Consider the following 25,716-nt stretch of genomic DNA (forward strand, 5'->3'; position numbering starts at 1 on the left):
ACACCGTACCGCCGGGCTGGCGGAATCGGGACTCTGCAATGGGTCGAAAGTCTGTGGACATGACGTAAGACGGGGACATAATCAACCAAGGTTGGTAGTGTACGCAGATGTGGGTGAAGCAGAAACCGTGCATTCTGAAGTCTAGGAATCCCTCGCTTTTAGCGAGGGGAGGATGTCAACTAATCTTCCTCGTAGCCATCATCAATCAGTTCATCATCCAAAAAGGGAGAACTGTCTTTGAGAAAGCCGTCGGACTCTTCATCGATCTCCAAATCAATCGGGTCAATCTTACCAGGACTGCTGTAAGAACGAGCCGTGCGGTCATCAAAAACAACATCTTTCAACTCATCTTCAGAGTCTTCCAGGTAACTCATACCACTGCTGTCTAAGCTAAAATCCCCCGCCGCCAAGTCTTCATAGGCATTGAATCCGCTTCCTGCCGGAATCAACCGACCGATAATCACGTTTTCTTTCAAGCCTCGTAACCAGTCAGACTTGCCTTCAATCGCAGCTTCAGTTAACACCCGAGTCGTTTCTTGGAAACTCGCAGCCGAGATAAAGCTATCAGTATTCAAAGAAGCCTTCGTAATCCCCAACAACATCGGTGTATAACGAGCAGGAGCGCCGCCTGTGATAGACATCGCTTCATTGACTTGTTCAACCTGGCGAAGTTCGACCAGTTCTCCCGGTAACATCGTTGTATCCCCACCATCATCAATCCGCACCTTCGAGGTCATTTGTCGAACAATCACCTCAATATGTTTATCAGAAATATCAATCCCCTGAGACTGATAAACCGACTGCACCTCATTGACTAAGAAAGCTTGGCAATGTTGAAAACTCAGCAAAGCCGCATCATAAATTCCATCATGAGCTTGATGATAATTAAAGAAAACTTCCACAATCTCGTGAGGATTAGCAGGCCCGTCGGTTAACGGTTGACCGACATCCACCATTTGTCCATCGGAAACAATTACTGTTTGCCCAGGTAACAACGGATAATCAGTAATCGTGCCATCATTTTCAATCACCCGCAACTCCACAATCTCATCGGTAACGTTCACTTGAGCAGTACCCGGATGTCGAGCCAGAATACAGGCTTCTTTGGGTTTACGAGCCTCCAACAGTTCCTCAATTCGAGGTAAACCTTGAATAATATCTCCGGTTTTCGCCCGTTCAAACACCAGCAACACCAAATTATCGCCCCGTTGAACCAAATCTCCATCATTCAGGTGCAGAATCGCTCCAGACGAAACCCGGTAAGGACGACCCAGACGCAGAACAATTTGATCCCCGACCACCGATGCAGCCAGTTGAGACTCAGAAGTTGCCCCATCAGATTCAGACTGAGTGAGATCGCTCTGGGCTGTTGCCCGATTCGCCTTATGAACAGCAATCACCTGTCCAGATTCCGGCAGTGTAACTTTCGGCGGGATTTCACAACCTTCAACCACCAACTGACCCGGTTTAAGTGTAACTCCCTGTGCGATTTCACAACCTTCAACCACCAACTGACCCGGTTTAACAGTCGGTGTAAGACCAGGGGCTAGATCGATTTTCATTTGGTCAGCATCCCGCACCAGCAAAATCCGCCGTTGAATTTCCGTACCCGAACGAATCCCACTGATAATACCCTCATCCTTACAGAGGATTTCAGTCCGGCTAACAACAGCCCCAGGTTCAATCTCATCACCATCCTTCACCAGTAAACGAGTGCGAGTGCTACCTTGAGTCGCATCAGCCACGATATCGCGCCGAATCACCAGAGACTCTAAAATCACCAATTGCAGGCGCATCAAATCCGGGTCTTCCTCGTGGGGAATCAACTCAATATCAGCAGCCAGTTGCGGAGCCTCAGTACCAATATTAATCACCAACTGAGTTCGCAGCAGTTCCACCCCTTCCACCGAACGAACCCGCTCACCATCCTTGTAAGTCAAACGTTGAACCGCTTGCAGAGAAATAGACTCATTAAGAGACTCTTGAGAAGGAATCGGCGGCGTTTCCGGCACATGAAACTCAGTAACAGGTCGCAATAATAATGCAGGACCCTCGGGAGTTTCTACATATTCAATGTAGTGCAGTTCCTTAGCCACAATTCCTGGAATTACTTCTTGTCCGGGATTAGCAATTTGCCCATCAATCGCCATCACCATTTCCGGGTCATCCACCAGATGGAGTTCTCCCGGTTTGATCACGATTTCCCGCAAAATGTCGTTTTTCTGCGTAACTTCTATCACCCCATTAGACTGACAGAAGATGTCTTTAACGACTTCAGTACCCGCCTCCACATATTGACCATCTTCAGCCAACAACAGCGAAATATCCTTATTCACCTCGTGACATTCTTCTGGAATCCACAGCAGAGTACCACCTTGTATGACTTCGTAGCCTTGTTTAGCCTTGCTACGTTTAGCCACCTCCACCCCAGCATATTTAATAATGCCTCCAGTCGGAGTGCGATAGCTGTCGTCCATCAACTCAGCAATCACCTCATGGTTTTCCACCTTGCTCCCCGGCGTCACCTTCAGCAAAAAGCGATTATTGCTCGTCGTTTCAATCACATATTGTTCACGACCTTGAAGTTGCTGTATCCGCACCAACGCTTGGTCTAACAACACAGAAGCCGTAATAATCTCAATCTCCCGAGGCAGTTCAGCTTCAGCCGTCTCTCGAACCGTCGAAATCATCGGGTCCTGAAGAGAAGGAACCTCACCCTCTATCGCCACAGTAGAAGACCGATTTTCGCTTTGATTAATCCGAACAATTCCCCCATGTTCAGAAACCAATCGAGTTTGAGCCAGTACACTGCCGTTTTCAACCCGATCTCCGTTTTTAACCACAGGTTCCGCTCCAGGAGGTAAGTTATACACCTCACCCGACAAAATCCAAATCAAACCTCCTCGGGAGGCGATTCGGGTCATGTTCCCCTGACGGTCTGTTTTTTCTTCGGCGATAACATCAGCAAATTTGACTTCACCCGCTAAGTCAGTAGCAACGTCTTTTGTCGCTTTTTCCGTCGTTTTCCGAGCAGTACGACCGCCTGCTGGAATTTCCACAAGGATTTGATCGGCCTTAACAGGCTGGCTATTTTGGACAATTAGGGTACTGCCTTGAGAGACGTTAAAGGATTCGGTGCGATCGCCATTTTCTACCGTGATTAGACCATTACTTTCAATGTAGTAAGCATCATCTCCGTGACGAGTTCGGAATGCTCGCAATCGCAGTTTTTTCGGGATACGAACCACTCCATCAAAAGGTGCTTTGATAATTTCGGCAGCTTCAGCCGTAAAAACCCCTCCAGTGTGGAAGGTTCGCATCGTTAATTGAGTTCCCGGTTCACCAATCGATTGAGCCGCAATAATCCCGATAGCCTCGCCTAAATCAACCATCGACGCATGAGCCAAACTCCAGCCATAGCAATGCTGACAAACAGAGCGCGTCGCCTCACAAGTTAAAGGACTACGCACAAATACTTCCTTGACTCCCGATTGGCCGATAGCCGCCGCCAAATCAGCACAAATCGCTTGGTTGCGAACCGCAAGTTTTCCTTCAAAACTGACGATTTCTCCAGTTTCGGGATGTTTGACTTCTGCTGCTAATACTCGGCCAAACAAGCGGTCTTGAAGGGGAATCAGAGTGCGTTCACCATCGGTCATACTTCGCACCCAGAGACCTCGTTCAGTTGAACAGTCGATTTCCCGCAAAATAACGTCTTGGGCGACATCCACCAAACGCCGAGTCAAATATCCCGAGTCAGCAGTCCGCAACGCGGTATCAACTAGACCTTTACGAGCGCCGTAGGAGGAGATGATGTATTCGGTAACGGTTAATCCCTCGCGGAAGTTGGTTTTAATCGGCAAGTCGATAATTTCCCCTTGGGGGTTTGCCATCAGTCCCCGCATTCCGACCAACTGGCGCACCTGAGAAATGTTGCCTCTCGCTCCAGAAAATGCCATCATGTAAACGGAGTTGAGGGGATTGGTCGATTTGAAGTTCCGCACCACTTCATCTTTGAGGGCCTCAGAAGTTCCGTTCCAGGTATCAACGACTTTCTGAAAGCGTTCGACTTCAGTGATTTCTCCTTTGGTATAGCGGCGTTCCGTGCGGCGAATTTCTTCTTGGGCTTCGTCTAGGAGACTCCGTTTAGAAGGCGGAACTTGTAAATCTTCGACACTGATGGAAACTCCGGCTCGTGTAGCATAGCGGAATCCCATATCCTTCAATTCGTCTGCAATCTGAGCAGTACGAGCAGTACCATAATGGGTAAATGCCCAAGAGATTAACTTCTTGAGTTGCTTCTTGTCAATAATTTGGTTACGGAAGATTTTTTGGCTTTCAGTCATGGGTTTTTTCGGTGAACAGTTATCAGTTATCAGTTGTAGGGGCAATTCATCAACTGCTTCACTCCGATACGAGTGAGCGTAGGGGCGGACTCCACGTAGATGTGCGTTTGTCACAGACAACCTATATAAACCCGCCCCCTCACAGTCAACAGTTATCCAGCCAAAGGCAATGGGGAGTATTCCCCGTACTTAAGTGAGGACATCTTGGACAGTTTTATTAAAAATAATTCGACCCGGTGTAGTCCGCACATACTGGGACAAAATATGGCCATCTTTGTCTTCTCGAACTCGACGAGTAAGCTGTCCAGTTTTTTCACCAGCATAGATTCTCGTAACAACACCATCGCTGTTCGTTTCCTCCTTGTCCAGTCGTTCAGGTTCGCCTGTCAGCACAACGCCATTAAAGCGCACCCAGACCATCGCGTGTAGGTCTACCGCTCCTTGTTCATAGGCAGTGATCGCATCCACTAAGCTGGCAAAATAGGTGTTAGCTCCTTTTAGGGCTGCCGGATTTTCAGCCGTGAGATAATAACAGCCCAAAACCATATCTTGGCTAGGCGTTACAATCGGAGAACCCGTTGCCGGAGACAGAATATTATTAGAAGCCAGCATCAACAGTCGAGCTTCTGCTTGTGATTCAATGGACAGGGGAACGTGAACCGCCATTTGGTCGCCATCAAAGTCAGCGTTAAATGCCGGACAAACCAGAGGATGTAACTGAATCGCTCGTCCTTCAACCAATAGCGGTTCAAAGGCTTGAATCCCCAAACGGTGTAATGTCGGCGCTCGGTTTAGCATGACCGGATGACCGGAAATTACTTCTTCTAAAACATCCCAAACGCTGGGGTCATTGCGTTGAATCAACTTCTTCGCAGCTTTAATGTTATTGACCAAACCTTGGCGAATTAACCGATGAATCACAAAGGGTTGAAACAACTCAATCGCCATTTCTCGGGGTAAGCCACACTGGTGCATCTTCAGTTTGGGGCCAACCACAATCACAGAACGTCCCGAGTAATCTACCCGTTTTCCGAGTAAGTTCTGCCGAAAACGACCTTGTTTCCCTTCGATAATATCGGACAGGGATTTTAAGGGGCGATTATTGGCCCCCACAACTGTTCGTCCTCGCCGACCATTATCAATTAAGGCATCCACAGCTTCTTGCAACATCCGTTTTTCGTTGCGGATAATGATTTCGGGTGCCAATATTTCCTGCAAACGAGCCAGACGATTATTCCGGTTAATCACCCGACGATAAAGATCATTGAGGTCACTGGTGGCAAAGCGTCCCCCGTCTAACTGCACCATCGGTCGCAAGTCAGGGGGAATCACGGGAATGACGTGCAGCACCATCCATTCCGGTTTAGAACCTGTCGCGATGAAGTTATCAATCACCCGCAGGCGTTTAATCAATTTGGCGCGTTTTTGTCCTTTCGCCGTAGCGATTTCTTCGCGGAGTCGTTCGGCTTCTTCTTCTAGGGGAATATCATCAAGCAGTTGGGAGATCGCTTCGGCTCCAATCCCCACTTCTACGCCACTGAGGGTTGTATCCTCACTGTACATTTGTTCTTCGATTTCTAGCCACTGCTCTTCCATCAACAACTGTTTGTAGGAGAGATTTTCGGCATTACCGGGGTTGAGAACGACGTAGGCGTTGAAGTAGACGACTTGCTCGACATCTCGCAAAGGCATATCCAGCAAAATCGCCATATAGCTGGGAATCCCTTTAAGATACCAAACATGAGTTACCGGAGCAGCCAGCTTGATATAGCCCATGCGATGGCGACGGACTCGGGATTCTGTCACCTCTACCCCACAGCGTTCACAGACAATACCCCGATGTCGAACTCGTTTGTATTTACCGCAATGACATTCCCAATCTTTGGCAGGCCCAAAAATTCGCTCGCAGAATAAGCCATCCATTTCTGGCTTCAGGGTACGGTAGTTAATGGTTTCGGGTTTGGTGACTTCGCCAACGACTTGACCATTGGGTAAAGTCCGTTCTCCCCAAGTCCGAATTCGTTCTGGGGAAGCTAACCCAATTTTGACGTAATCAAAACGTTGTTCTAGTTTAGGCATAATTATGGTTAACGGAATTGTCAACGGATGAGTTAACGGTTGTTGATCGGGGTTAACGCTATAGAAACGGATAGGTTAACTGATGAATCGCGGTTGTTGATGACAGTAACCAGGCACGAAGTTCGTGCATTTCACTGCGGATCTGGGAAATTGATCGCTGAAAACTCTTCACTGGTCACTGGTCACTGTTCACTGGTCACTGTTTAAGAGTCACTGTCGTCTTCTCCAACCGGGGTAAATTCGTAAGTGGGTTTGGAGGGAGTACGTCCCCGATTGGGTTCGTCTGCCATTAAGTCCACTTCCAAATCTCGGCTGATGCCATCGTCACCTGTTTCGACTTTGTGAACGGCAATATCTAAACAGAGAGACTGTAATTCGCGCATCAATACCTTAAAGGATTCTGGCGTGCCGGGGCGAGGAATGGCTTTGCCTTTGACAATCGCGTTGAGGGCTTCGTTACGACCTTGCATATCATCGGATTTAACGGTGAGTAATTCCTGCAAGGTATAAGCAGCACCGAAGGCTTCGAGCGCCCAAACTTCCATTTCTCCAAATCGCTGTCCGCCTTGTTGGGCTTTTCCTCCAAGGGGTTGTTGGGTAACGAGGGAGTAGGGGCCAGTTGAACGAGCGTGGATTTTGTCATCGACGAGGTGAACCAGCTTCAGCATATAAGCCACACCGACGGTTACAGGTTGATCAAAAGGTTCTCCTGTACGACCATCGTAGAGCAGCACTTTACCGGGATTATCGGGGTTAAACAGCCAATCTTTTTTGGTCTGTTCTCGAGCCAGCTTCAACTCTCCATGAACGGTTTCCCGTGACATTTCCTGTCCGTGCATCTCGTCAAACGGAACGACTTTATAACGCATTTTTAAGTTCTCGCCCGCCCATCCCAGCAAACATTCAAAGATCTGGCCGACGTTCATCCGCGACGGTACACCCAAAGGATTCAAGACGATATCCACAGCCCGTCCATCGGGTAAATAGGGCATATCCTCGACAGGCAGAATCCGCGAAACGATCCCTTTATTCCCGTGTCGTCCAGCCATTTTGTCGCCGACTTGGATTTTCCGTTTTTGAGCGACATAAACCCGCACGACCATATTCGCCCCAGGCGGCAGTTCATCCCCTTGTTCACGAGTAAAGACGCGCACATCAACGACCCGCCCTTTTTCGCCGTTGGGAACCCGCAGGGAGTTATCCCGAACATCTCGGGCTTTTTCTCCAAAGATGGCCCGCAGAAGTTTTTCTTCAGGAGGCTGATCGGATTCTCCTTTGGGGGTGACTTTACCCACGAGGATGTCTCCGGCTTCGACCCAAGCCCCAACTCGAATAATGCCGTTAGCATCAAGTTGTCGCAGGGAATCTTCCCCGACGTTAGGAATTTCTCGGGTAATTTCTTCTGGCCCGAGTTTGGTCTGTCGGGCTTCGATTTCGTATTTTTCGATGTGAATGGAGGTGTAGATGTCCTCATAGACGAGGCGCTCACTAATTAAAATGGCGTCTTCGTAGTTGTATCCCTCCCAAGGCATATAAGTCACGATGACGTTGTGACCTAATGCGAGTTCTGCGCCCTCTGTGGAGGAACCATCTGCTAACACTTGTCCGACCACTACTTGGTCGCCTTCGTAGACGAGGGGACGTTGATTTAAGCAGGTATCTTGGTTAGAACGGCTGTATTTCTGTAACTCGTACTCGACTTCTTGGCCTTCGGGTGAGGTGACGCGAATATAAGCGCCATCGACATAGGTGACTTCTCCATCAATTTGAGAGACAATCACCATCCCGGAGTCTCTGGCGGCTTGGGCTTCTAAACCTGTTCCCACGAGGGGCCGTTCGGGTCGCAGCAGGGGAACCGCTTGGCGCTGCATATTAGACCCCATCAGGGCGCGGTTGGCGTCGTCGTGTTCGAGGAAGGGAATCAGTGAGGTAGCAACCGAGATGATTTGAACGGGTGAAACGGCTACATAGTCTACTTGGTCGGGGGTGGTTTCGGTGAAGTCCTGACGATAACGGACGGGAACGACTTCTCCTAAAATGTTGCCTTCGGCATCTGTTGAAACGTCTCCCGGTGCGACTCGTAAATCGTCTTCTTCGTCTGCGGTCATGTAGACGGGAGGCCCATCTCGACGCACGCGGCCGTTTTCGGCGGGATAGTAGGGGGTGGCGATGAACCCATAAGGGTTGACTCGCGCATGGGTAGCCAAGGAACCGATTAAGCCTGCGTTGGGGCCTTCTGGGGTTTCAATCGGACAAATCCGCCCGTAGTGGGAGGGGTGAATATCTCGGACGGCAAACCCGGCTCGTTCTCGGGTTAAACCACCAGGGCCAAGAGCGGAGATCCGGCGTTTATGGGTCAATTCTGCTAAGGGATTGGTTTGATCCATAAACTGGGACAGTTGAGAACTCCCGAAGAATTCTTTAATGGCTGCAACCAGGGGTTTGGGGTTAACTAGAGAAGCAGGTGTTAAGGAGTCGGAGTCACTGACGGTCATGCGTTCACGGATAATCCGTTCTAGGCGGTTTAAACCGACTCGCACTTGGTTTTGTAACAGTTCTCCAACGGAACGCACCCGACGGTTTCCTAAGTGGTCGATGTCGTCGGTTTCGCCGATGTCGTATTCGAGGTTAATCAGGTAATCGATCGCCGCTAAAATGTCGGTGGGGGTGAGTACCCGCATGGTATCGGGTATACTCAGACGCAGTTTGCGATTCAGTTTGTAGCGTCCAACTCGACCTAGATCATAGCGTTTGGCATCGAAGAAGCGATTATTGAGGAGTTGTTCTCCTCCGGCGACGGTGGGAGGTTCTCCTGGACGTAGTTTGCGGTAGAGTTCCATTAAGGCGTCTTCTTCGCTAAATTCGCCTTCTCGATCAATGGTTTTTTGGAAGTAGTCGGGGTGACGCAGGGCGTCGAAGATTTCGTTGTTGGAGAGTCCGAGGGCTTTGAGTAGAACTTGAGCGGAGAGTTTCCGGGTTTTATCGATTCTCACCCAAACGAGATCGTTTTTGTCGGTTTCAAATTTTAGCCAGGCGCCTCGGTTGGGAATGAGGGAAGCGCTGTAAGTCCGACGTTGGTTTTTGTCAATTTCTGATTTATAGTAAACTCCGGGACTGCGAACGATTTGGTTAACAATGACTCGTTCGGCACCGTTGATAATGAATGTGCCGCGTTCGGTCATTAAGGGCAGGTCGCCGATGAAGACTTCTTGTTCTTTGATTTCGCCCGTTTCTTTGTTGATCAGGCGGGTGGGAACGTACATTTGTACGGCGTAGGTGCTATCCCGGCGTTTGGCTTCGTCTACGTCGTATTTGGGCTGTTTGAGTCGATAGTTTTGAGCCAGGAAATGCAGTTCTAGTTTTCCGGTATAGTCGGTGATGGGGGAGAAGCTCTCTAATTCCTCAATCAGTCCGCTTTCGAGGAACCACCGAAAACTTGAACGTTGAATATCGATCAAGTCGGGGAGTAGGAACATCGATTCTTCTGAGTTGGGATTGATCATCGGTTTTGTTTGGGTTTTGGGTAGAGTTGGGATCGAAATGGCGGGGCGATTGAGTTGAAAAAAGATTAGGTTTTAATCATAAACTTTTGACGGCTTTTTGAGGTTTTGGGGATTGTAGGTGATTGATTGTTGATTGATATTGGGCGGAAATTCAATCCTATGGATTTTAAAACGCTCAATCGCAGTTTTTCTCATGCTTACGGTCGGGGTAAGCCGAATAATTGACAGGCGTTTTGAGTGGTTTGCTGGGCGAGGATTTCTAACGGAATGTCTCGGAGTTGGGCGACTTTTTCGGCGACATGACGGACGTAGGCGGGTTCGTTTCGTTTACCCCGATGAGGAACGGGGGCTAGAAATGGACAGTCGGTTTCAACCAACAGGTGATCACTATCGACTAAACGGGCTGAGGCTTGGATTTGATCGGCTTTCTTGAAGGTGACTGTTCCACTGAAGCTGATGTAAAATCCTAGATCTAGAAACCACTGGGTTTCTTCGGGTGTTCCTCCCCAACAGTGCATGACTCCGCGAACCGGGCCGATACGTTCCCAAAACTTTCGCAACAGTTTCGCCATCGGTTCGGCTGCCTCTCGACAGTGAATAATTACGGGTTTGTTGAGGTGGTAAGCAATCTTTAGTTGGGCTTCAAAGACTTGGATTTGCTGTAAGTGATTATCAGCTTTATAAAAGTCCAATCCCATTTCACCAATCGCTACCACACGGGGATCAGATTGTGCTAGCTTGATGATGTGTTCATCGGTTGCGGTTGTCCATTTTTCGGCATCTAAGGGGTGCAAACCGACTGAAAAATACAGGTGTTCGACTTGATCGGCGATCGCCTGTATTGCGGTGAACTCTCCAGGGTGTACACAAGAATGAACCAAACGAACAACACCTGTTGCTTGCCACCGTTGTTTGATCGCTTCTAAGTCCGATGAGAGGACATCAAAGTTGAGATGAACGTGAGTATCAACGAGCTGCATTATACTTGAGTATTTCGTTGCTGAGTTAGGGGATGGGTCAATGGCAACTGCATTCTAACGTTAATCTTGGGGATGTGGGGCAGCGGCTTTCTGGCATCTGGAGTCGAGTCAACCGTCGAGTAACGCTCTTAAGTTGGGGTTGGGCTTGAGTGATTACACCCAAATCACCTCCGGTTTAAGGGTTCAGATCTCAACGATTTTCTGCAAATCTCCACTCTGACAATTTGCCATTGTTGTTTAACCCACTTGCAAGTTTAGACTTAATTTAGTAAGGATCACTTTTAAATTTCTATGTTTATAACTGCTATCGAAAACTGATATAACACGGGTTCTACCCGTATTAATGCTTCGTTCGGTGCTTCTTCCAGACTATACTGGGTTTCATAGGGTGTCGGCACTTCCTATTCCACAGGCTCAAACCGAATAGCCTTCGGCGAAACGTTCGCGCATTGAGGCTTGCGTTATAGTCACGCTGCATAGATCTATTATCTTATCTTACAGATAGTACCGTTTTGTACCATAAATTGTCTACTAAGTTACTTCTCTAGAATAGCGTGAAGGTTCACTCACACAACGGGGATTTCCCGGTGACTGTGAACAAATTGTTAAAAAGGCTGATTGGGAGAAGAGCTAACTCATCTCCCCTCCACTTTCAGGGATGACAAACGAATTGAACTTCCGCTTGTCTACTTCTGAGTTCCATCACTTAGGACGCTGATGCCTGAGCCTCTGGAGTAGAAAAGTAAGGTTTGAGTGCTTTGGCGAGTCTAGCTTTTTTGTGGGCACCGTTGTTGCGATGCAGGACTCGGTGCTTAACCGCTTTGTCAATTTTACTGTATGCTGCTGCCATTCGCTGGTTCACTTCCGTTAAGTTGTCCTCATTCGGATTGGAAGCATATTTCTCGACCGCAGCGAAATAATTTTTCATTAAGGTTTTCACTGCGGACTTATAAGATTTGTTTCGGAGTCGATTGCGCTCTGCAACTTCGATTCGTTTGATTGCAGACTTAATATTAGCCATAGGTTCGCGTTCTTACCAGATGCGGGTCTTCAGGGTTCTAGATACACAAGTTACAGAAATACTACTATAACATCTTTTCTGCAAAAATTGTAACAGACCCCTGTGGGATTTTGCAGGGGTGTTGGGAGTCACTCACCAGTAGGCAGTAATTTCTGTTAAAAGCCGGAATGTGGGACGGGCGAGGGTAGGATACGTTAAACTATTACAAGAAGTTCGGGAACGCCTAACGTTTTTAATGGATGAAAGGTAATGAGAAACTCGGAAATAGCGACAGGCAAAGACAAAAGAAGAATTTCGGGCGATCGCTTTGGAGTTCAAAGCCTTTTGTGGAGCAGGTTGATGCTTCCGACTGATTCTCAATTCCGTCTTCTAGCCGATAACTCTTCAGGTTGGCACTTCTAATCACCATGCTGCGAATTATCACTCAGTGGGTCGAAGCACAATCAGAACTGCGACGGATCGCCAGTCGTACCCATGATGACATGATCCTTAATAAAGAGGCAACGGTACGGGAAGTGCTGCAAACCGTTAAACGACAAGGTGACAAAGCTCTACTGCACTACACCCAAGAATTTGACCACCAAACCTTAACCCCAGAACAGTTGCGGGTTAGTGGTTCCGAGTTAGATGCTGCCTACCAGCAAGTCTCTAAAGAACTTCTGGATGCGATCCGGTTGGCTGCTCAACAAATTGAAGCTTTTCATCGCCAACGGGTTCCCAAGTCTTGGGTTCAGTTTGGAGAGGATGATGTGGTCTTGGGTAAACGCTACACTCCTGTTGACCGGGCGGGTTTATATGTTCCCGGAGGCCGAGCGGCTTATCCGAGTACCGTCTTGATGAATGCGATTCCGGCGAAGGTCGCTAAGGTTCCTCACGTTGTGATGATTACGCCTCCCGGCCCGGAAGGCAAGGTGAATCCGGCGGTGTTGGTGGCGGCGCAAGTTGCGGGAGTTCAAGAAATTTATCGGGTGGGGGGAGCGCAGGCTGTGGCTGCTTTAGCCTACGGTACGGAAACAATCCCGAAAGTTGATGTGATCACAGGACCTGGTAATGTTTATGTTACTCTGGCGAAGAAGTTGGTCTATGGAACGGTCGGTATTGATTCTTTGGCTGGGCCTTCAGAGGTTTTAATTATTGCTGATAGCAAGGCGAACCCGATTCATGTGGCGGCTGATCTGTTGGCTCAAGCTGAACATGATCCGATGGCGGCGGCGATTTTGCTCACGACAGACTCGGCTTTAGCTCGACGGGTCGTGGCTGAGGTCGAACGTCAGTTAGTGGATCACCCTCGACGAACTTTAACAGAAAAAGCGATCGCTCATTATGGTTTAGTGGTGGTCGTTGAGTCCTTGGAGGCGGCGGCTAAACTCTCGAATGAGTTCGCCCCTGAACATCTAGAACTCGAAGTCGAAGATCCCTGGGCGATTGTTGAAAAAATCCGTCACGCTGGAGCGATTTTCTTGGGCTATTCCACACCGGAAGCGGTGGGAGATTATCTGGCAGGCCCCAATCATACTTTGCCAACTTCGGGAGCGGCTCGTTATGCTTCGGCTTTGGGGGTAGAAACTTTCTTGAAACACTCTAGCTTGATCCAATATTCTCAAACGGCTCTGCAAAAAGTGGCCAATGCGGTGAATATTCTGGCGACGGCGGAAGGTTTGCCTTCTCATGCGGACTCTGTGCGTAAACGCATGGAAAACCCCTCGGGTGAAGTCGATCTTGATAGTCCGTTGTAGCCCCGTTTAATGATCCGTGATCAAGGCTTAAAGTTCGACATTGAGATCAATGATCTTGATCCAAGCAAGGGCTTTGAGTGGCATATCTTGCTATGATTGGAAGTCACGAACAATCGTGACTTGTATCTGGGAGGAGAAGTATTCTGTGCTGAAAACGATTCTGGTTGCTGTTGATGGTTCACCTTTGATGGAGTTAGTGATTCAGGCTCTGGAACAATTTCAATTACAACCGACAACAAATATTATCTTCTCCCATGTCATTCCGACGTTAGAATCCGATAGTGAATCTCTTGCTGATCGTCCTCATCCAGACTCATCGGGAGAATTTTTACAAGAACAACTCAGGCTTTATCAAGATAAGTTAGACTTTCGCAGTGAACTGGAAATCGTTTATGGCGATCCGGCGGTTGAAATTATTCGTCTGGCGAACATTTACAAAGCGGATTTAATTATTCTCGGGAGTCGGGGATTAACGGGATTAAATCGAATTTTACAAGGCTCTGTTAGCGCTCAAGTGGTTGCGGAGGCTAACTGTTCAGTCCTAGTCGTTAAAGAGAATGGAGAATAGCAAAAACTCAATATCCTGAAGGTTAGCTAACGCTTGAAGAAGCCCATACCAAGATCTACAGACCGAATCAAATCTGAATTTTATCTTAAGAAGATTGTTTATTTTTGAATTTGGCTTTATATGTTGTTTGAGGTATAAATAGCTACTGTTGAAGGAGTGGAGTAAAAAATGCCGATTACTAAACGGTGTTTAGCAGAGTTCATTGGAACCTTCTGGTTGGTGTTTGGGGGTTGTGGAAGTGCGGTTCTAGCGGCATCGTTTCCAACTGGTGATATCGCTAATCCCTTGGGAATTGGATTAGTGGGTGTTTCTTTAGCTTTTGGTTTAACCGTTTTAACGATGGCTTATGCCATTGGTCATATCTCTGGATGTCATCTGAACCCAGCAGTTTCCTTTGGTTTGTGGGCGTGCAAGCGCTTTCCCGGTAATGAATTGCTCCCTTACATTGTTGCTCAAGTTCTCGGTGGGATTTTGGGTGCTGCTGTTCTTTTCTTAATTGCCAGTGGTAGCGCTGGGTTTGACGTGAGTGCAGGTTTTGCATCCAATGGCTTTGGAGAACATTCTCCAGGTAAGTATTCGATGGTAGCGGCTTTTGTGGCTGAGTTCGTTTTAACATTCATGTTCTTGATGGTGATTTTGGGTGCAACCGATCGCCGTGCGCCTCAAGGTTTAGCCCCTGTTGCCATTGGTTTAGCTTTAACATTAATTCATTTAATTAGTATTCCGGTGACAAATACTTCTGTCAATCCGGCTCGCAGTACAGCCCCGGCTTTGTTTGTTGGAGGATGGGCGGTGGCTCAACTGTGGTTGTTCTGGATTGCTCCGATTTTAGGCGGAATTGCGGCTGGATTTGCTTATTATTTTGCTTTTGAACCTTCTGCACGGGAGCAAGAACTAAAGCCTGATTTTGAGGGCTAGGTTGAAACAGGTTCGCTCTTTAAACCGATAATTAAACGAAGTCCTATAGGAGCGGGTTAGGTTCAATCTCTGAGCTAACTCGCCTCTACAGGACAGGATATTAGATAGATTCTGGTTCTTGACCGGAAACAACGGGTGCAATATTATTCAATTGCAATTCTGGATGATCACTTTTCACCTGTTGATAGTTCCATTCGTTTTTGAACAGCAAAACAGGTCTGCCCCAACTATCTTTGACGGTGACGGTATTAAATAAACGTCCAACTTTTTCTAAGGCTTCCCAACCGCCATGTACCCAACGGGCTACGCTATAGGGCAGTAATTCGAGAAGGGTTTCTACACCGTATTCTTGCTGGAGTCGGAACTGCACCACTTCAAATTGCAGTTGACCAACGGCGGCTAATATCGGATCGCGTTTGGCTTCGTCGGCGGAATACATGATCTGAACAGCGCCTTCTTCCCGTAACTCGGAAACGCCTTTGCGAAACTGTTTGAACTTAGAGGGGTTGGGGTTTCTCAGGTAGGCGAACAGTTCGGGAGAGAAGCAAGGAATGCCTTCGTATTCGATTTTTTGACCGTTGTAAATGGTGTCACCAATGGCAAATACACCGGGATTATTTAAGCCGATGACATCACCGGGATAGGCGTTGTCAATCGATTCTCGGTCTTGAGCAAACAGTTTTTGAGGACGAGACAAACGGACGGTTTTGCCTGTACGTGCGTGGTTGACGGTCATATCTTTTTCAAATTTTCCCGTACAAACCCGCACAAAGGCGACGCGATCGCGATGTTTGGGGTCCATATTGGCTTGCAGTTTAAAGACAAACCCGGTAAAGTCTGGATACTCGGGGGGAACTTCACCGACGCTGCTGCGATGAACGCCCGGTTTTAAGCCATATTCTAAAAAGGCTTCGAGAAACAGTTTCACGCCGAAGTTGGTCATGGCGCTCCCAAAAAATACGGGAGTCATTTTACCTTGATGGACTTGTTCTAAGTCTAGGTCTGATCCGAGTTCTTTGAGGAGTTCTACATCTTCTTTGAGTTGATAGTATAGATCTTGATCTAATAACGCTTCGATGCGGGGATCTCCCAGGCTAATCACGGTTTCTGCGGCTTCTCGGCTGCCATGATGCGATCGCTGAAAGAGATAGATTTGCTGGGTGCGTCGGTCAAATACGCCTTTAAAACTGTCCCCCATGCCGATTGGCCAGTTAACGGCGTAGGGCTTAAGGCCGAGTTCTTTTTCGATTTCATCTAACAGTTCTAAGGGATCTCGTCCAGGTCGATCCATTTTGTTGATGAAGGTAAAGATGGGAAGACTCCGCATTTTGCAGACTTCAAACAGCTTGCGGGTTTGGGGTTCTAAACCTTTGGCGGCATCTTCCAGCATCACGGCGTTATCTGCTGCGGCTAGGGTGCGATAAGTGTCTTCGCTGAAGTCTTGGTGTCCGGGTGTATCGAGGAGGTTGATTTGATAGCCACTGTACTCAAACTGTAATACGGTGGAGGTGATGGAAATTCCCCGTTGTTGTTCCATCGCCATCCAGTCAGAAGTGGCGTGACGTTGGGTTTTACGGACTTTAACGGCACCGGCTTCGTGAATGGCACCTCCGTACAGAAGGAGTTTCTCGGTGAGGGTGGTTTTTCCGGCGTCGGGGTGAGAGATAATTGCAAAGTTGCGTCTTCGTTCAACCTCTTCTTGGAGTTCGGTTTGAGTTTCTGTAGACATTACAAAGCCTTATTGAAATCTGGAAGCAGAACCGATGAAAGTGACAACAGTTCTAGAGTGCTGGACTTGACGGTAGTGGACTGTTTTTGAGATGCCAGCCTCGCGCGATAGTTTGAGTCTGTGATTCGTCAATTCTATCCTAGATTGGAGCCATCTGACTGCTCAAAAAATTTAGGGGTTGAGTTTTATTTTAATTTAAATAAACTTGAATATCAAGTCCGACCTGAGAAGGGATTAGGGGCGCTCAGTCCTTTGATCTCCTGAGCGGTTTAACGAAAAATTCACAACATTGCTCGGGTCCCGTGCTTGGATGGATCATTTTTGAGCTTAACTTCATCTTGCTTGAATGAAAATTTAAAATCTCTTGAAATGGCTTGGATCAATTGAGATGTTGAGGTTAATATAGATATCATATTAACTGATGATCTCAAGATTATTGGCTGAAAGCAATTAGAGGTCTTTCAAAAACATCCTTCTATAAAGCCGATTTTTTGAGGATCAGGGCTATTCATTTTCTGAGTTAATCAGAGCAATTCACTCGGCTATTCATCTACTAAATTTTACCTTCTTTTATGTTTTTTGTCAACTTTATTCTACGTCGGATCTATCAATTGATCTAGGATTTTATTCTCTTGTATGTTCCTCAATTACTGAAAATCATCTAGATTGATTCTGTTATGACACTTTTCCCAGAGATTTTAACGATTTTTTCTTTTATTCCTCATGGTCACTGTTACCTTTGGCGACCTCAACTGGTAGCCTTACACCTGATTTGTGATCTCTTAATATTTTTGGCTTATTTTTCGATTCCAACGACCCTATTTTATTTTGTCCACAAGCGAAGAGATTTACCCTATCCTAACATTTTCATATTGTTTGCGGCGTTTATCATTGCTTGTGGTTTGACTCATTTGATGGCAATTATAACACTTTGGTATCCAATTTATTGGGTATCGGGAACGATTAAAGCCATGACTGCTTTAATTTCCGTTGTAACGGCTGCTGCAATGATTCCTCTGATTCCTCAAGTTTTGTCTTTAAAGAGTCCGGCAGAACTCGAACAAATGAATCAAGCTCTTGAACTTGCTCATCAGCAGCTTAGTTTTCATATCGAAAATACACCTTTAGGAGTCATAGAATGGGATCAAGAATTTAGAGTTTTGCGTTGGTCTAAGCAAGCGGAAATAATTTTTGGATGGAAAGCAGAAGAAGTGATAAATTTACATCCTAATCAATGGAGTTTTATTCTAACAGAAGATGTAGAAAAAGTAAATCAAATCATGGCTTCGTTAATGGATAGAACTCAACCCCGCAATTCAGTTCGTAATCGTAACTATACAAAAGATGGCTCAATTGTTTATTGCGACTGGTATAACTCTGTTTTATTTGATGAGTCAGGTAAACTGGTTTCAATTTTATCACTAGCTGAAGATGTCACAGATAAAATAGAAGCCGAAGAAGCTTTACGTCAAAGTGAACGCCGTTATCAAGTTTTAGCAGAAACGTCTCCAGTAGGAATCTTTCGGACAGACTCTCAAGGAAATTGTTTGTATGTTAACGAACGCTGCTGTGAAATTTCCGGCACTGATCAATCCGCCTCTTTTGGAAAGGGGTGGATAAAAACAATTTATTCCGAAGATCGAGCAAGAGTTGTTGAAGAATGGCAAAAAACAGTTCAACAGGGAGAAACATTTCGTTCTGAATATCGAATGCAGCATTCGACAGGTAAAATCAGTTGGGTGTTTGGTCAGGCGATCGCTCAAAAAAATGAAAATGGAGAAATTATCGGTTATATTGGTACGGTAACAGATATTACCCCTTGTAAACAAGCAGAAGAAGCGCTACAAAAATCTGAAGCCAAATTTCGTCAACTGGCTCAACAAGAAGAGTTAATTAATCGCATCGCGAGTCAAATTCGCAATTCTCTTGATCTGGATACTATTTTACAAACAACCGTCTGTCAGATTCAGAATTTATTACAGCTTGATCGCTGCTATTTTGTCTGGTATCGTTCTCATTCTCCAAAGTCTCAATTCAGAGAACAGTTAGAGCCGATAAAAGTTTCATCTTTTTTAGATTATTGGGAAGTGGTGTATGAGGCTAAAAATTCCGAACTCCTCAGTTTAGTCGGTTGCTATTCAGTTGAACAGGTGGGAAGTTGGGCGATGCGTTACTTGCAGTTAGAGAACATTTTAGTGAATGATATTGCTGAGGTATGGGAAGCCGATCTGCGTCAATTTTTAACGCAATTAGGCTTTCTTTCTTTTTTGTCAATTCCTATTCAAACTCAGTTCGGTGAAATTGGGATTCTTTCTTGTAGTCATCATCAAAATAGTCATGTCTGGAATGAGAATGAACTAGAACTTCTAAAAGCCGTAACCGATCAATTAGCAATTGCCATTAATCAAGCTCAACTTTATGCACAAACTCAAGCAAATGTGACTCAAGCTCAAGCTCAAGCTCAACAACTAGAAGCAGCATTACAAAAGTTACGACAAACTCAAACTCATCTCATTCAAGCCGAAAAAATGTCAAGTTTGGGGCAAATGGTAGCAGGTATTGCCCATGAAATTAATAATCCTGTAACTTTTGTTTATAGTAATGTAATTCCCGCAATTGAATATACCGATGATTTATTGAATTTGCTGAGTTTATATCAAGAATATTATCCGCAACCTGTGCCAGAAATCCAGCAACATATCGAAGAAATAGAGCTTGAATTTATTCAAGAAGATTTACCTAAACTTTTGAGTTCGATGAAGATGGGGGCGGATCGAATTCGTCAGATTGTCGTGTCGTTGCGGAATTTTTCTCGACTGGATGAAGCGGAGTTTAAAGCCGTTGATTTACATCAAGGAATTGATAGTACACTCTTAATCTTGCAAAATCGCCTCAAAGAGCAAGCCGGACAGGTGGGAATTGAGGTGATTAAAACCTATGGGAATCTTCCGCTTGTGGAGTGTTATGCAGGTCAAATGAATCAGGTGTTTATGAATATTTTGGTGAATGCAATTGATGCAATCAATGAACAGAATACCCAGAGAGTTCAGTGTCAATCTTCTAGTCTGGAGAGTCAGGAGAACCCCTGCCAAAAACCGATGATCCAAATTCAAACAGAAGTTGTAAACTTTAGTTGGGTGATGATCCGAATTGTGGATAACGGGCCAGGAATGCCTGAACAAGTTCGTCAGAAGCTGTTTGATCCCTTTTTTACGACAAAACCAATTGGTCGAGGAACGGGTTTGGGGCTATCAATTAGTTATCAGATTGTGGTCGAAAAACATCAGGGTCATTTAGAATGTTACTCTGAGGTGGGACAGGGATCTGAGTTTGTGATTGAGATTCCCATTCGACAACGCAGAGGTTAAAAAAGACAGTGAAACCGTTTGAAGGTATGATGAATTCGGTAGATGATCATCAGGAGAAAGTGACGGGTGAACGCAGAAGATAAACGCAGACTGCTCTGTGCTTTATGTCATGGATCGATTTTTTTTAGTAGTCTTTTGGTTCCGGTAGGAATTCCGTTTGGGATTTTTTTTGCGTCAGAAGATTCAGTGGTTCAAGAAAATGCTAAGGAGGCTTTGAATGTTTACCTTAATTTCTATATTGCTCTTTTTATTTGTGTGATTTTAATTTCGATTGGAATTGGAATTCCACTTTTATTTCTGTTAGGGTTGGTTAGTTTTGTTCTGCCTATTTTTGGGATAGTCTCTGTGATTAAAAATCCCAGTAAACCCTATCACTATAGGTTTATATACCGCTTTTTTTGAGGAAAACTCAGGAGGAATATTAACAATCAAGGGATGAATTTTTGGGGTGAAAAACCTCCGATTGAAACTCCTCAAGATTACAATGAACGCTGGGTTCAATGGAGATCATATCTTCAATGTTTCGTTTCATAGTTTTACAAATAGAATCTAATTGTAAATCATTCTGATCGTAACCAAAGGGATTTTCAATTTCACGACCAATTTCTTCAATTCCAAATAAGGTAAAGCTCATAATTCCCACGACAATTCCAGTATACCAAAGAAGGTCATCTGCTAATTGCAGGGGCAAAATCAAACAATAGATTAATAGAATCTGTTTTAAGTGAATATTGTAAGCCAGAGGCATGGGAGTTTTGATGATGCGTTCACAAGAACCCAACACATCAACCATAGCATCAAGTAACTTAAACATAGCAGTTAGTTGATAGGTGTTAAGACAGTTGCGATCATATTGACGCTGAAGATAATCTCCGATCCATAGGGCAATTTCTAGGGGAGGATGATTCATACATTGGAGGATAGAATATTGCTCTGGTGAGACTAAATCTGCAATTTCATGATTGGGTTTTTCACCTCGCAGATGTAATTTCATGGCAAAGGCAAAGGCAACTAATAATCGCAGGGTTGCAACTTTCTCTTGAGTATCACTAGGATTTTTTTCGGCAATTGATACCCAAATTTGACGGGCAAAATTGCGAACAGTATTCACTAAAGTTCCCCAGGATTTTCGACCTTCCCAAAAGCGATCATAGGCTGTATTCGTCCGAAAGACTAATAAGAGTCCTAAGACTAAATCCGGCAGTATAAAGTTATCTAAAGCGCGAGTTTGTAGGGAAAAACCCAAGAGATCAAGAATGGATAATAAGACTCCAAACAGCGTACAAAAAAGAACCCGAGGTAAAATAGCGGGAATAACAGAACCACTGACTCGAAAGGCAACTTGGAACCAGTTTTGATTCGCATCAATCATAGAATTAGTTTACTGAGGAATTGATGACTCTAAAAAATGAAACTTGCAATGGAGATTGCTGAATCATCTGACTCTATCAACTAAGGTTAAGGCTTCTCAATTTGTCAAAGTAGCTTGTCAGCTTTGAGTCGAACGCACTTGAGCTAATTTAACCCCATCGGAAACTGAGGAGGTTTGAGCGTTTGATTTCTGGTTCAATTCTCTGACCCGACGGGAGAGCATCCTGATAATATTAATCGCAATTCCGGGTGTTTCATCAATGGCGTCATAAAGCTGCATTTGAGTGAGCATCAGACAGTCGCAGGGTTCGAGGGTACTGACAGAAGCAGAACGGGGTTCAGCATCAAATAATGACATCTCCCCAAAACAGGCTCCTTGTCCCATTTTAGTCAGTTCGCGATCGCCAATGTGAACTCTTACCCGCCCAGAAACCACAATATAGAGCGATCGCCCTTCTTGTCCCTCTGTAAAAATATTATGATCGGTTGGGAACGAGAGTTCATCCATAACAGAAGCCAAACGCACTAAGAAATCGTCCCGTAGCTCCTGAAAAATGGGGACTCCCCTGACAAATAATAGGCGTTCTACGCTGGTTAACATAATTATTTCAGAGTTTTGATTTAAAATCAAAAGTCGTCCGTTATCGGACGCTTTGGGGTTTAAGTGGAACGAGAGCTAGATCCATTCACTCCCAGTTCGTCCATCATCTGCGTAACTTGAGTTGCAACTAAACGATCGGGATCATTTTGCAGCATTGGCAACAATTCTACCAAAGCCCGTCGCGAAGCTATTCTTAAATAGGCTAAAACGGCTTCACGGACAAAACCTGTCGGATGTCGCAAGCACATGAGGGTTTGTTCTGCGGTTAGACTCCAGTGAGACGCACGGGCTAAATGAAAGCAACAAGCCAGGGTCCAATCGGAGAGAAAGTGACGTAATTCTAATAAACGACGCAGGCGATGACTGGGTTTGAGGGGTCGATAAGGGATTAACGGTGCGAGATATTCTAGCTTTTCTTGCTCTGAGTGGCGATCCAAGATATTGATCAGCGATCGCTTACTGGCAATATCGACTGTATTATCCAAGATTTCCAAGCCTCGCGCCACATTTCCGGCTTGCTCTGAGCGAATATTAAAGGCAGCAGCCTGAATTGATCCTAACGGATAGAGGAACTTCATCAGTAAAAAACAGCGCTCGATCGCATCTAACTCTAATCCCCGTAAAGCTTGTGCGAGGAGTTGTTGAGGAGATTGGGACTCAAGTCGATCGCCACTGATGCTGTTGGGGTTGATTTTCCCCAGGGGTAATAAGGATAAATCGATCACGGCGGCATAAATCTGACCGATAAACATTAATTCTTGCTCAATTAACGTTTCTACGCCACTGCGCCCAATCCGATCCAACACGCCTTCAATTCCGGCATCGTCGGGAATTTTCAGCAGGATTCGTAAAATATTGCGGCGTGTATTTCCCCAAGAGGTGATCAGATGATTAACTAGGCTATCAATTGCTTCAAGAGTCCCAATTTCTCCGATCGCAGTCCAGGCTTGGAGTCGAACTAAATCGGTTCTATGGATATCTTCAGCAACACCCACTAAGAGGGGAATGGCATCATTTTCCAGTCGGACGAGGGCTTGTCGTGCCGCTTCTCGGGTGGAACGATAGGAGAGTGCTTTGACAAGAGAGGGATAATATTCTTCCATGTGAGTGGAGGCGATCACATCTAGGAGAGCGCAGCGCACCCGCAGGGAATCATCCTGCAACAAATCATCGAGATAGAGGCGCAAGCCTTGTAAATAATCGGCTTCTCCTAAAGCACGCGCTCCCATGACTCGTTCTCGTTCTTGGGAGGAGGTAATCATCCGGCGGATGGTGTTTGTGGCAACGGCTTTTTGTTCGCGATCGCCGCGTCGCATAATTAAAGCAGCAGCCGTTCCGCGCACAACGGGATCGACTTGAGGCTGGAGGTAGGGGCGTAACTGTTCTATATCGGGTTCGGTTTCGGTGAGCCAGATGTAGCGCAAGGCTAAAGCGAGGACTTCTGGGGGGAGGGCGCGACGAGAGAGAGCGCGAATTTCACCCAAATAGTCAGGGTTGGGGTAATGCAGCATGATTTCCAGGCTTTGGCGCTGGAGGGCGGGCGATAGCTCTTCTAAGAGGGGAACGAGGGTTTCACCGACATTTTTAGGATCGAGTTGGCTGAGGAGTTCGATACAGGATCGCTTATCGGCATCGGGTTTGGGCTGGCTGAGGGTTTCAGCAACCGATCGCTTCAAAGCCCGCATATTCACGTCGGTAACACCTAGACGTCCCCGTTCGGCGCTGCGAACCAGGAGGCTAACGTATTGGGTGCGGATGGCTAAGACGACTAACAGCCAAACGATAGATAGAGCAATAATGACGGCGACAAAGACTAGACTCTGCTGACTTTGAAACTCGATGTCGGGCTGTTCAGGAAGTAGCCAATGGCTGACGGCCAAGACTAATAAAATCAAGACACCGGAAACCCCGGTAGACATGGGTTCAAAAACGCCATTGACTAGGGTTTGAATATCGCTGCGTGTATTATCCGGCAGGGGCTGAAACAGGACGGCTCCGGTGGTTTCGATTAAGGTGTAGTGAAAGAGTTCATCTAAAAATCTCAGGATGACAAAACCGAGGAATACGGTAAATAAGCCTGTGATGCCGCCAATTAGAGAGAAGGTGCCTAAAGCGGCGATGCCGATGGGGAGGATGCTGGCGGTGGCAAAGACGCCTGTTCGTTCAACGAGGCGACTGGAGGCAAACCATTGAGTGGCGACTTGAAAGGTGCTGAGGATGCCTTCAAAGATGCCGAGGAAACTGACAATACCACTGGCTCCTGCGGCTTCATTTTGATATTCAAGCTGACTAAAAAATTGGAAGTCTACGAGAACGTAGAGGACTTCTGCCATCACGAAAAAGGCGATTAGCGGGATGACATAGCCTTGTAGGGGTCCTTTGAGGTTACGGCTGCTAAATTCGGGCTGTTCGTCTTCGGGTGTCCAACGGGAGGAATCAGGAAAGGATTGTCGGTGGCGTTGAGCGAGGTAAAATAAGATCGCTGCACCGATCAGCACCATTAGCCCGGAAACGATTGTGACATTTTTTAACCCGACGAATCTTAAAATCAGGGGCAGTGAAAAACCACTGACGACTCCGGCTACCAAAAATCCACTACTAATTAGGGGATAGGTGCGCTTAATTTCGCGAATATTAAACAGTTGGTTGGTGGTAATGGAGGTATTGAGGTCGTTGAGTAAGTAGCAGGCTTCGACCCATAACCACATCAGAAACAGGGTGATAAACTCAACACTGAGGCCAGCGATCCGAACGTTATTAATTCCTAATCCCACCCGGAATAAAAACAGGGGAACGGCCATCAGCAGTAGAATGACGACGATCACCCGACGCAGAGGCAGAATTTTTTGCAGCCAGGAGTATACGACGCCCAAACTTGAACCGATGGCGGCGCTAGCAATATAAATCCAAGGGAGTTTATCGGCGCCGTATTGTTCGAGGAACAGGCCGACTGTACTGAGTTCCAGCCAAATTAAACCTGCCGATGTCAAGGTATAGACCAAGAACATCAGGAAGGTTCGATCAACTTCTTCTGGACGCAGGTTTAGACTTCGCAGTAGCCTTTGTCCAAAAACCGCAGACCCACTGATTTGCTTTTCCATTCAGTGTTGAGACCCCTTGACGTAGATGTTTTGATAACCGATACTTTTTTGCTAACTTTTATTAACAAATGCAAGATGTTGTTGCATCCAGGGTATATCTACCAAAGCACGAAGAAAAATACCTCGTGCGCCATTTATGTCTCTATCCATAACCCGACCATCTATTTTTGATTTGATTAACTTAGAACCACCCACGTTGACAATTTCTCCAGTCCAGCTAACTGTTTTACTGGTGTAGGCTTCACAGACATCAAGGACTAATTTCCCTGTCTCAAAAGCTTTATGCTTAAGAAATTGTTGAAATCGATAGTGAGCAAATGACAGCATATTTCTGGCTGACTTTACTCTAATTTTGCGGGTAGCTTTTAAAGCCATCTGGGAAGTCTCAAATGTCG

General features: G+C 46.1%; 16 protein-coding genes. 5 read left to right on the forward strand and 11 right to left on the reverse strand.

From position 1 onward, the window contains the following. Positions 1-179: 179 nt before the first annotated feature. From VB836_RS29270 to VB836_RS29295, 6 genes are all read right to left on the reverse strand, one after another. Positions 180-4,346, reverse strand: coding sequence for a DNA-directed RNA polymerase subunit beta' (locus VB836_RS29270; protein WP_323224950.1), 4,167 nt, complete (start codon positions 4,344-4,346; stop codon positions 180-182). Between the two features lie 189 nt (positions 4,347-4,535). Beyond that, positions 4,536-6,425 carry a DNA-directed RNA polymerase subunit gamma gene (locus VB836_RS29275; protein WP_046280491.1) on the reverse strand — a complete coding sequence of 630 codons (1,890 nt, stop codon included), beginning with the start codon at positions 6,423-6,425 and terminating at the stop codon, positions 4,536-4,538. A gap of 203 nt (positions 6,426-6,628) precedes the next feature. Next, complete coding sequence (rpoB, locus tag VB836_RS29280; protein ID WP_046280492.1) at positions 6,629-9,928, reverse strand: DNA-directed RNA polymerase subunit beta; 3,300 nt, start codon at positions 9,926-9,928, stop codon at positions 6,629-6,631. Between the two features lie 197 nt (positions 9,929-10,125). Beyond that, positions 10,126-10,908 (reverse strand): TatD family hydrolase, encoded by a 783-nt coding sequence (locus tag VB836_RS29285; RefSeq protein WP_323224954.1) that lies wholly within the window; start codon positions 10,906-10,908, stop codon positions 10,126-10,128. A 706-nt stretch (positions 10,909-11,614) separates the two neighbouring features. After that, a complete protein-coding gene (gene rpsT, locus VB836_RS29290) occupies positions 11,615-11,929 on the reverse strand; it encodes a 30S ribosomal protein S20 (RefSeq protein WP_323224955.1) in 315 nt (104 codons plus the stop codon). Between the two features lie 132 nt (positions 11,930-12,061). After that, positions 12,062-12,289 carry a hypothetical protein gene (locus VB836_RS29295; protein WP_323224957.1) on the reverse strand — a complete coding sequence of 76 codons (228 nt, stop codon included), beginning with the start codon at positions 12,287-12,289 and terminating at the stop codon, positions 12,062-12,064. 47 nt (positions 12,290-12,336) lie between these two features. On the opposite strand from VB836_RS29295, the gene hisD reads away from it, so the two are divergent. From hisD to aqpZ, 3 genes are all read left to right on the forward strand, one after another. Continuing rightward, complete coding sequence (hisD, locus tag VB836_RS29300; RefSeq protein WP_323224959.1) at positions 12,337-13,665, forward strand: histidinol dehydrogenase; 1,329 nt, start codon at positions 12,337-12,339, stop codon at positions 13,663-13,665. Positions 13,666-13,810: 145 nt separating this feature from the next. Beyond that, positions 13,811-14,233 (forward strand): universal stress protein, encoded by a 423-nt coding sequence (locus tag VB836_RS29305; RefSeq protein WP_046280496.1) that lies wholly within the window; start codon positions 13,811-13,813, stop codon positions 14,231-14,233. Positions 14,234-14,401: 168 nt separating this feature from the next. After that, on the forward strand, positions 14,402-15,151 hold the full coding sequence (aqpZ, locus tag VB836_RS29310) for an aquaporin Z (RefSeq protein WP_046280497.1): 750 nt from the start codon (positions 14,402-14,404) through the stop codon (positions 15,149-15,151). 100 nt (positions 15,152-15,251) lie between these two features. Here aqpZ and prfC read toward each other — a convergent pair whose 3' ends face one another. Then, positions 15,252-16,880, reverse strand: a complete 1,629-nt coding sequence (gene prfC / locus VB836_RS29315; RefSeq protein WP_323224962.1) for a peptide chain release factor 3 — start codon at positions 16,878-16,880, stop codon at positions 15,252-15,254. Between the two features lie 677 nt (positions 16,881-17,557). Between prfC and VB836_RS29320 the strand changes: the two genes are divergently transcribed. Then, positions 17,558-20,248, forward strand: coding sequence for a PAS domain S-box protein (locus VB836_RS29320; RefSeq protein WP_323224965.1), 2,691 nt, complete (start codon positions 17,558-17,560; stop codon positions 20,246-20,248). A gap of 66 nt (positions 20,249-20,314) precedes the next feature. Next, positions 20,315-20,650 (forward strand): DUF4870 domain-containing protein, encoded by a 336-nt coding sequence (locus tag VB836_RS29325; protein WP_046280500.1) that lies wholly within the window; start codon positions 20,315-20,317, stop codon positions 20,648-20,650. A 19-nt stretch (positions 20,651-20,669) separates the two neighbouring features. Here the strand turns inward: VB836_RS29325 and VB836_RS29330 are convergent, their stop codons facing one another. The 4 genes from VB836_RS29330 to VB836_RS29345 all read right to left on the reverse strand — a co-directional run. Next, positions 20,670-21,620 (reverse strand): bestrophin family protein, encoded by a 951-nt coding sequence (locus tag VB836_RS29330; RefSeq protein WP_046280501.1) that lies wholly within the window; start codon positions 21,618-21,620, stop codon positions 20,670-20,672. 117 nt (positions 21,621-21,737) lie between these two features. Next, the gene (locus tag VB836_RS29335) at positions 21,738-22,220 is read right to left on the reverse strand and encodes a Crp/Fnr family transcriptional regulator (RefSeq protein WP_323224969.1); all 483 of its coding nucleotides are present in this window, start codon (positions 22,218-22,220) and stop codon (positions 21,738-21,740) included. 59 nt (positions 22,221-22,279) lie between these two features. Continuing rightward, positions 22,280-25,321 carry an MFS transporter gene (locus tag VB836_RS29340; RefSeq protein WP_323224971.1) on the reverse strand — a complete coding sequence of 1,014 codons (3,042 nt, stop codon included), beginning with the start codon at positions 25,319-25,321 and terminating at the stop codon, positions 22,280-22,282. 51 nt (positions 25,322-25,372) lie between these two features. Next, a partial coding sequence (locus tag VB836_RS29345; protein ID WP_323224973.1) for a zinc ribbon domain-containing protein occupies positions 25,373-25,716 on the reverse strand: 344 nt, incomplete at its 5' end.

The organism is Limnoraphis robusta BA-68 BA1 (genome assembly GCF_034932365.1).
GTDB classification, from domain to species: domain Bacteria; phylum Cyanobacteriota; class Cyanobacteriia; order Cyanobacteriales; family Microcoleaceae; genus Capilliphycus; species Capilliphycus robustus.

What these genes read in the sequence shown, in the direction of transcription:
- aqpZ (WP_046280497.1), top strand. Translation starts at nt 14,402, where the DNA reads ATGCCGATTACTAAACGGTGTTTAGCAGAGTTCATTGGAACCTTCTGG.
- VB836_RS29330 (WP_046280501.1), bottom strand. Translation starts at nt 21,620, where the DNA reads ATGATTGATGCGAATCAAAACTGGTTCCAAGTTGCCTTTCGAGTCAGT.
- VB836_RS29275 (WP_046280491.1), bottom strand. Translation starts at nt 6,425, where the DNA reads ATGCCTAAACTAGAACAACGTTTTGATTACGTCAAAATTGGGTTAGCT.
- VB836_RS29270 (WP_323224950.1), bottom strand. Translation starts at nt 4,346, where the DNA reads ATGACTGAAAGCCAAAAAATCTTCCGTAACCAAATTATTGACAAGAAG.
- hisD (WP_323224959.1), top strand. Translation starts at nt 12,337, where the DNA reads ATGCTGCGAATTATCACTCAGTGGGTCGAAGCACAATCAGAACTGCGA.
- VB836_RS29320 (WP_323224965.1), top strand. Translation starts at nt 17,558, where the DNA reads ATGACACTTTTCCCAGAGATTTTAACGATTTTTTCTTTTATTCCTCAT.
- rpoB (WP_046280492.1), bottom strand. Translation starts at nt 9,928, where the DNA reads ATGATCAATCCCAACTCAGAAGAATCGATGTTCCTACTCCCCGACTTG.
- VB836_RS29285 (WP_323224954.1), bottom strand. Translation starts at nt 10,908, where the DNA reads ATGCAGCTCGTTGATACTCACGTTCATCTCAACTTTGATGTCCTCTCA.
- rpsT (WP_323224955.1), bottom strand. Translation starts at nt 11,929, where the DNA reads ATGGCTAATATTAAGTCTGCAATCAAACGAATCGAAGTTGCAGAGCGC.
- VB836_RS29340 (WP_323224971.1), bottom strand. Translation starts at nt 25,321, where the DNA reads ATGGAAAAGCAAATCAGTGGGTCTGCGGTTTTTGGACAAAGGCTACTG.
- VB836_RS29335 (WP_323224969.1), bottom strand. Translation starts at nt 22,220, where the DNA reads ATGTTAACCAGCGTAGAACGCCTATTATTTGTCAGGGGAGTCCCCATT.
- prfC (WP_323224962.1), bottom strand. Translation starts at nt 16,880, where the DNA reads ATGTCTACAGAAACTCAAACCGAACTCCAAGAAGAGGTTGAACGAAGA.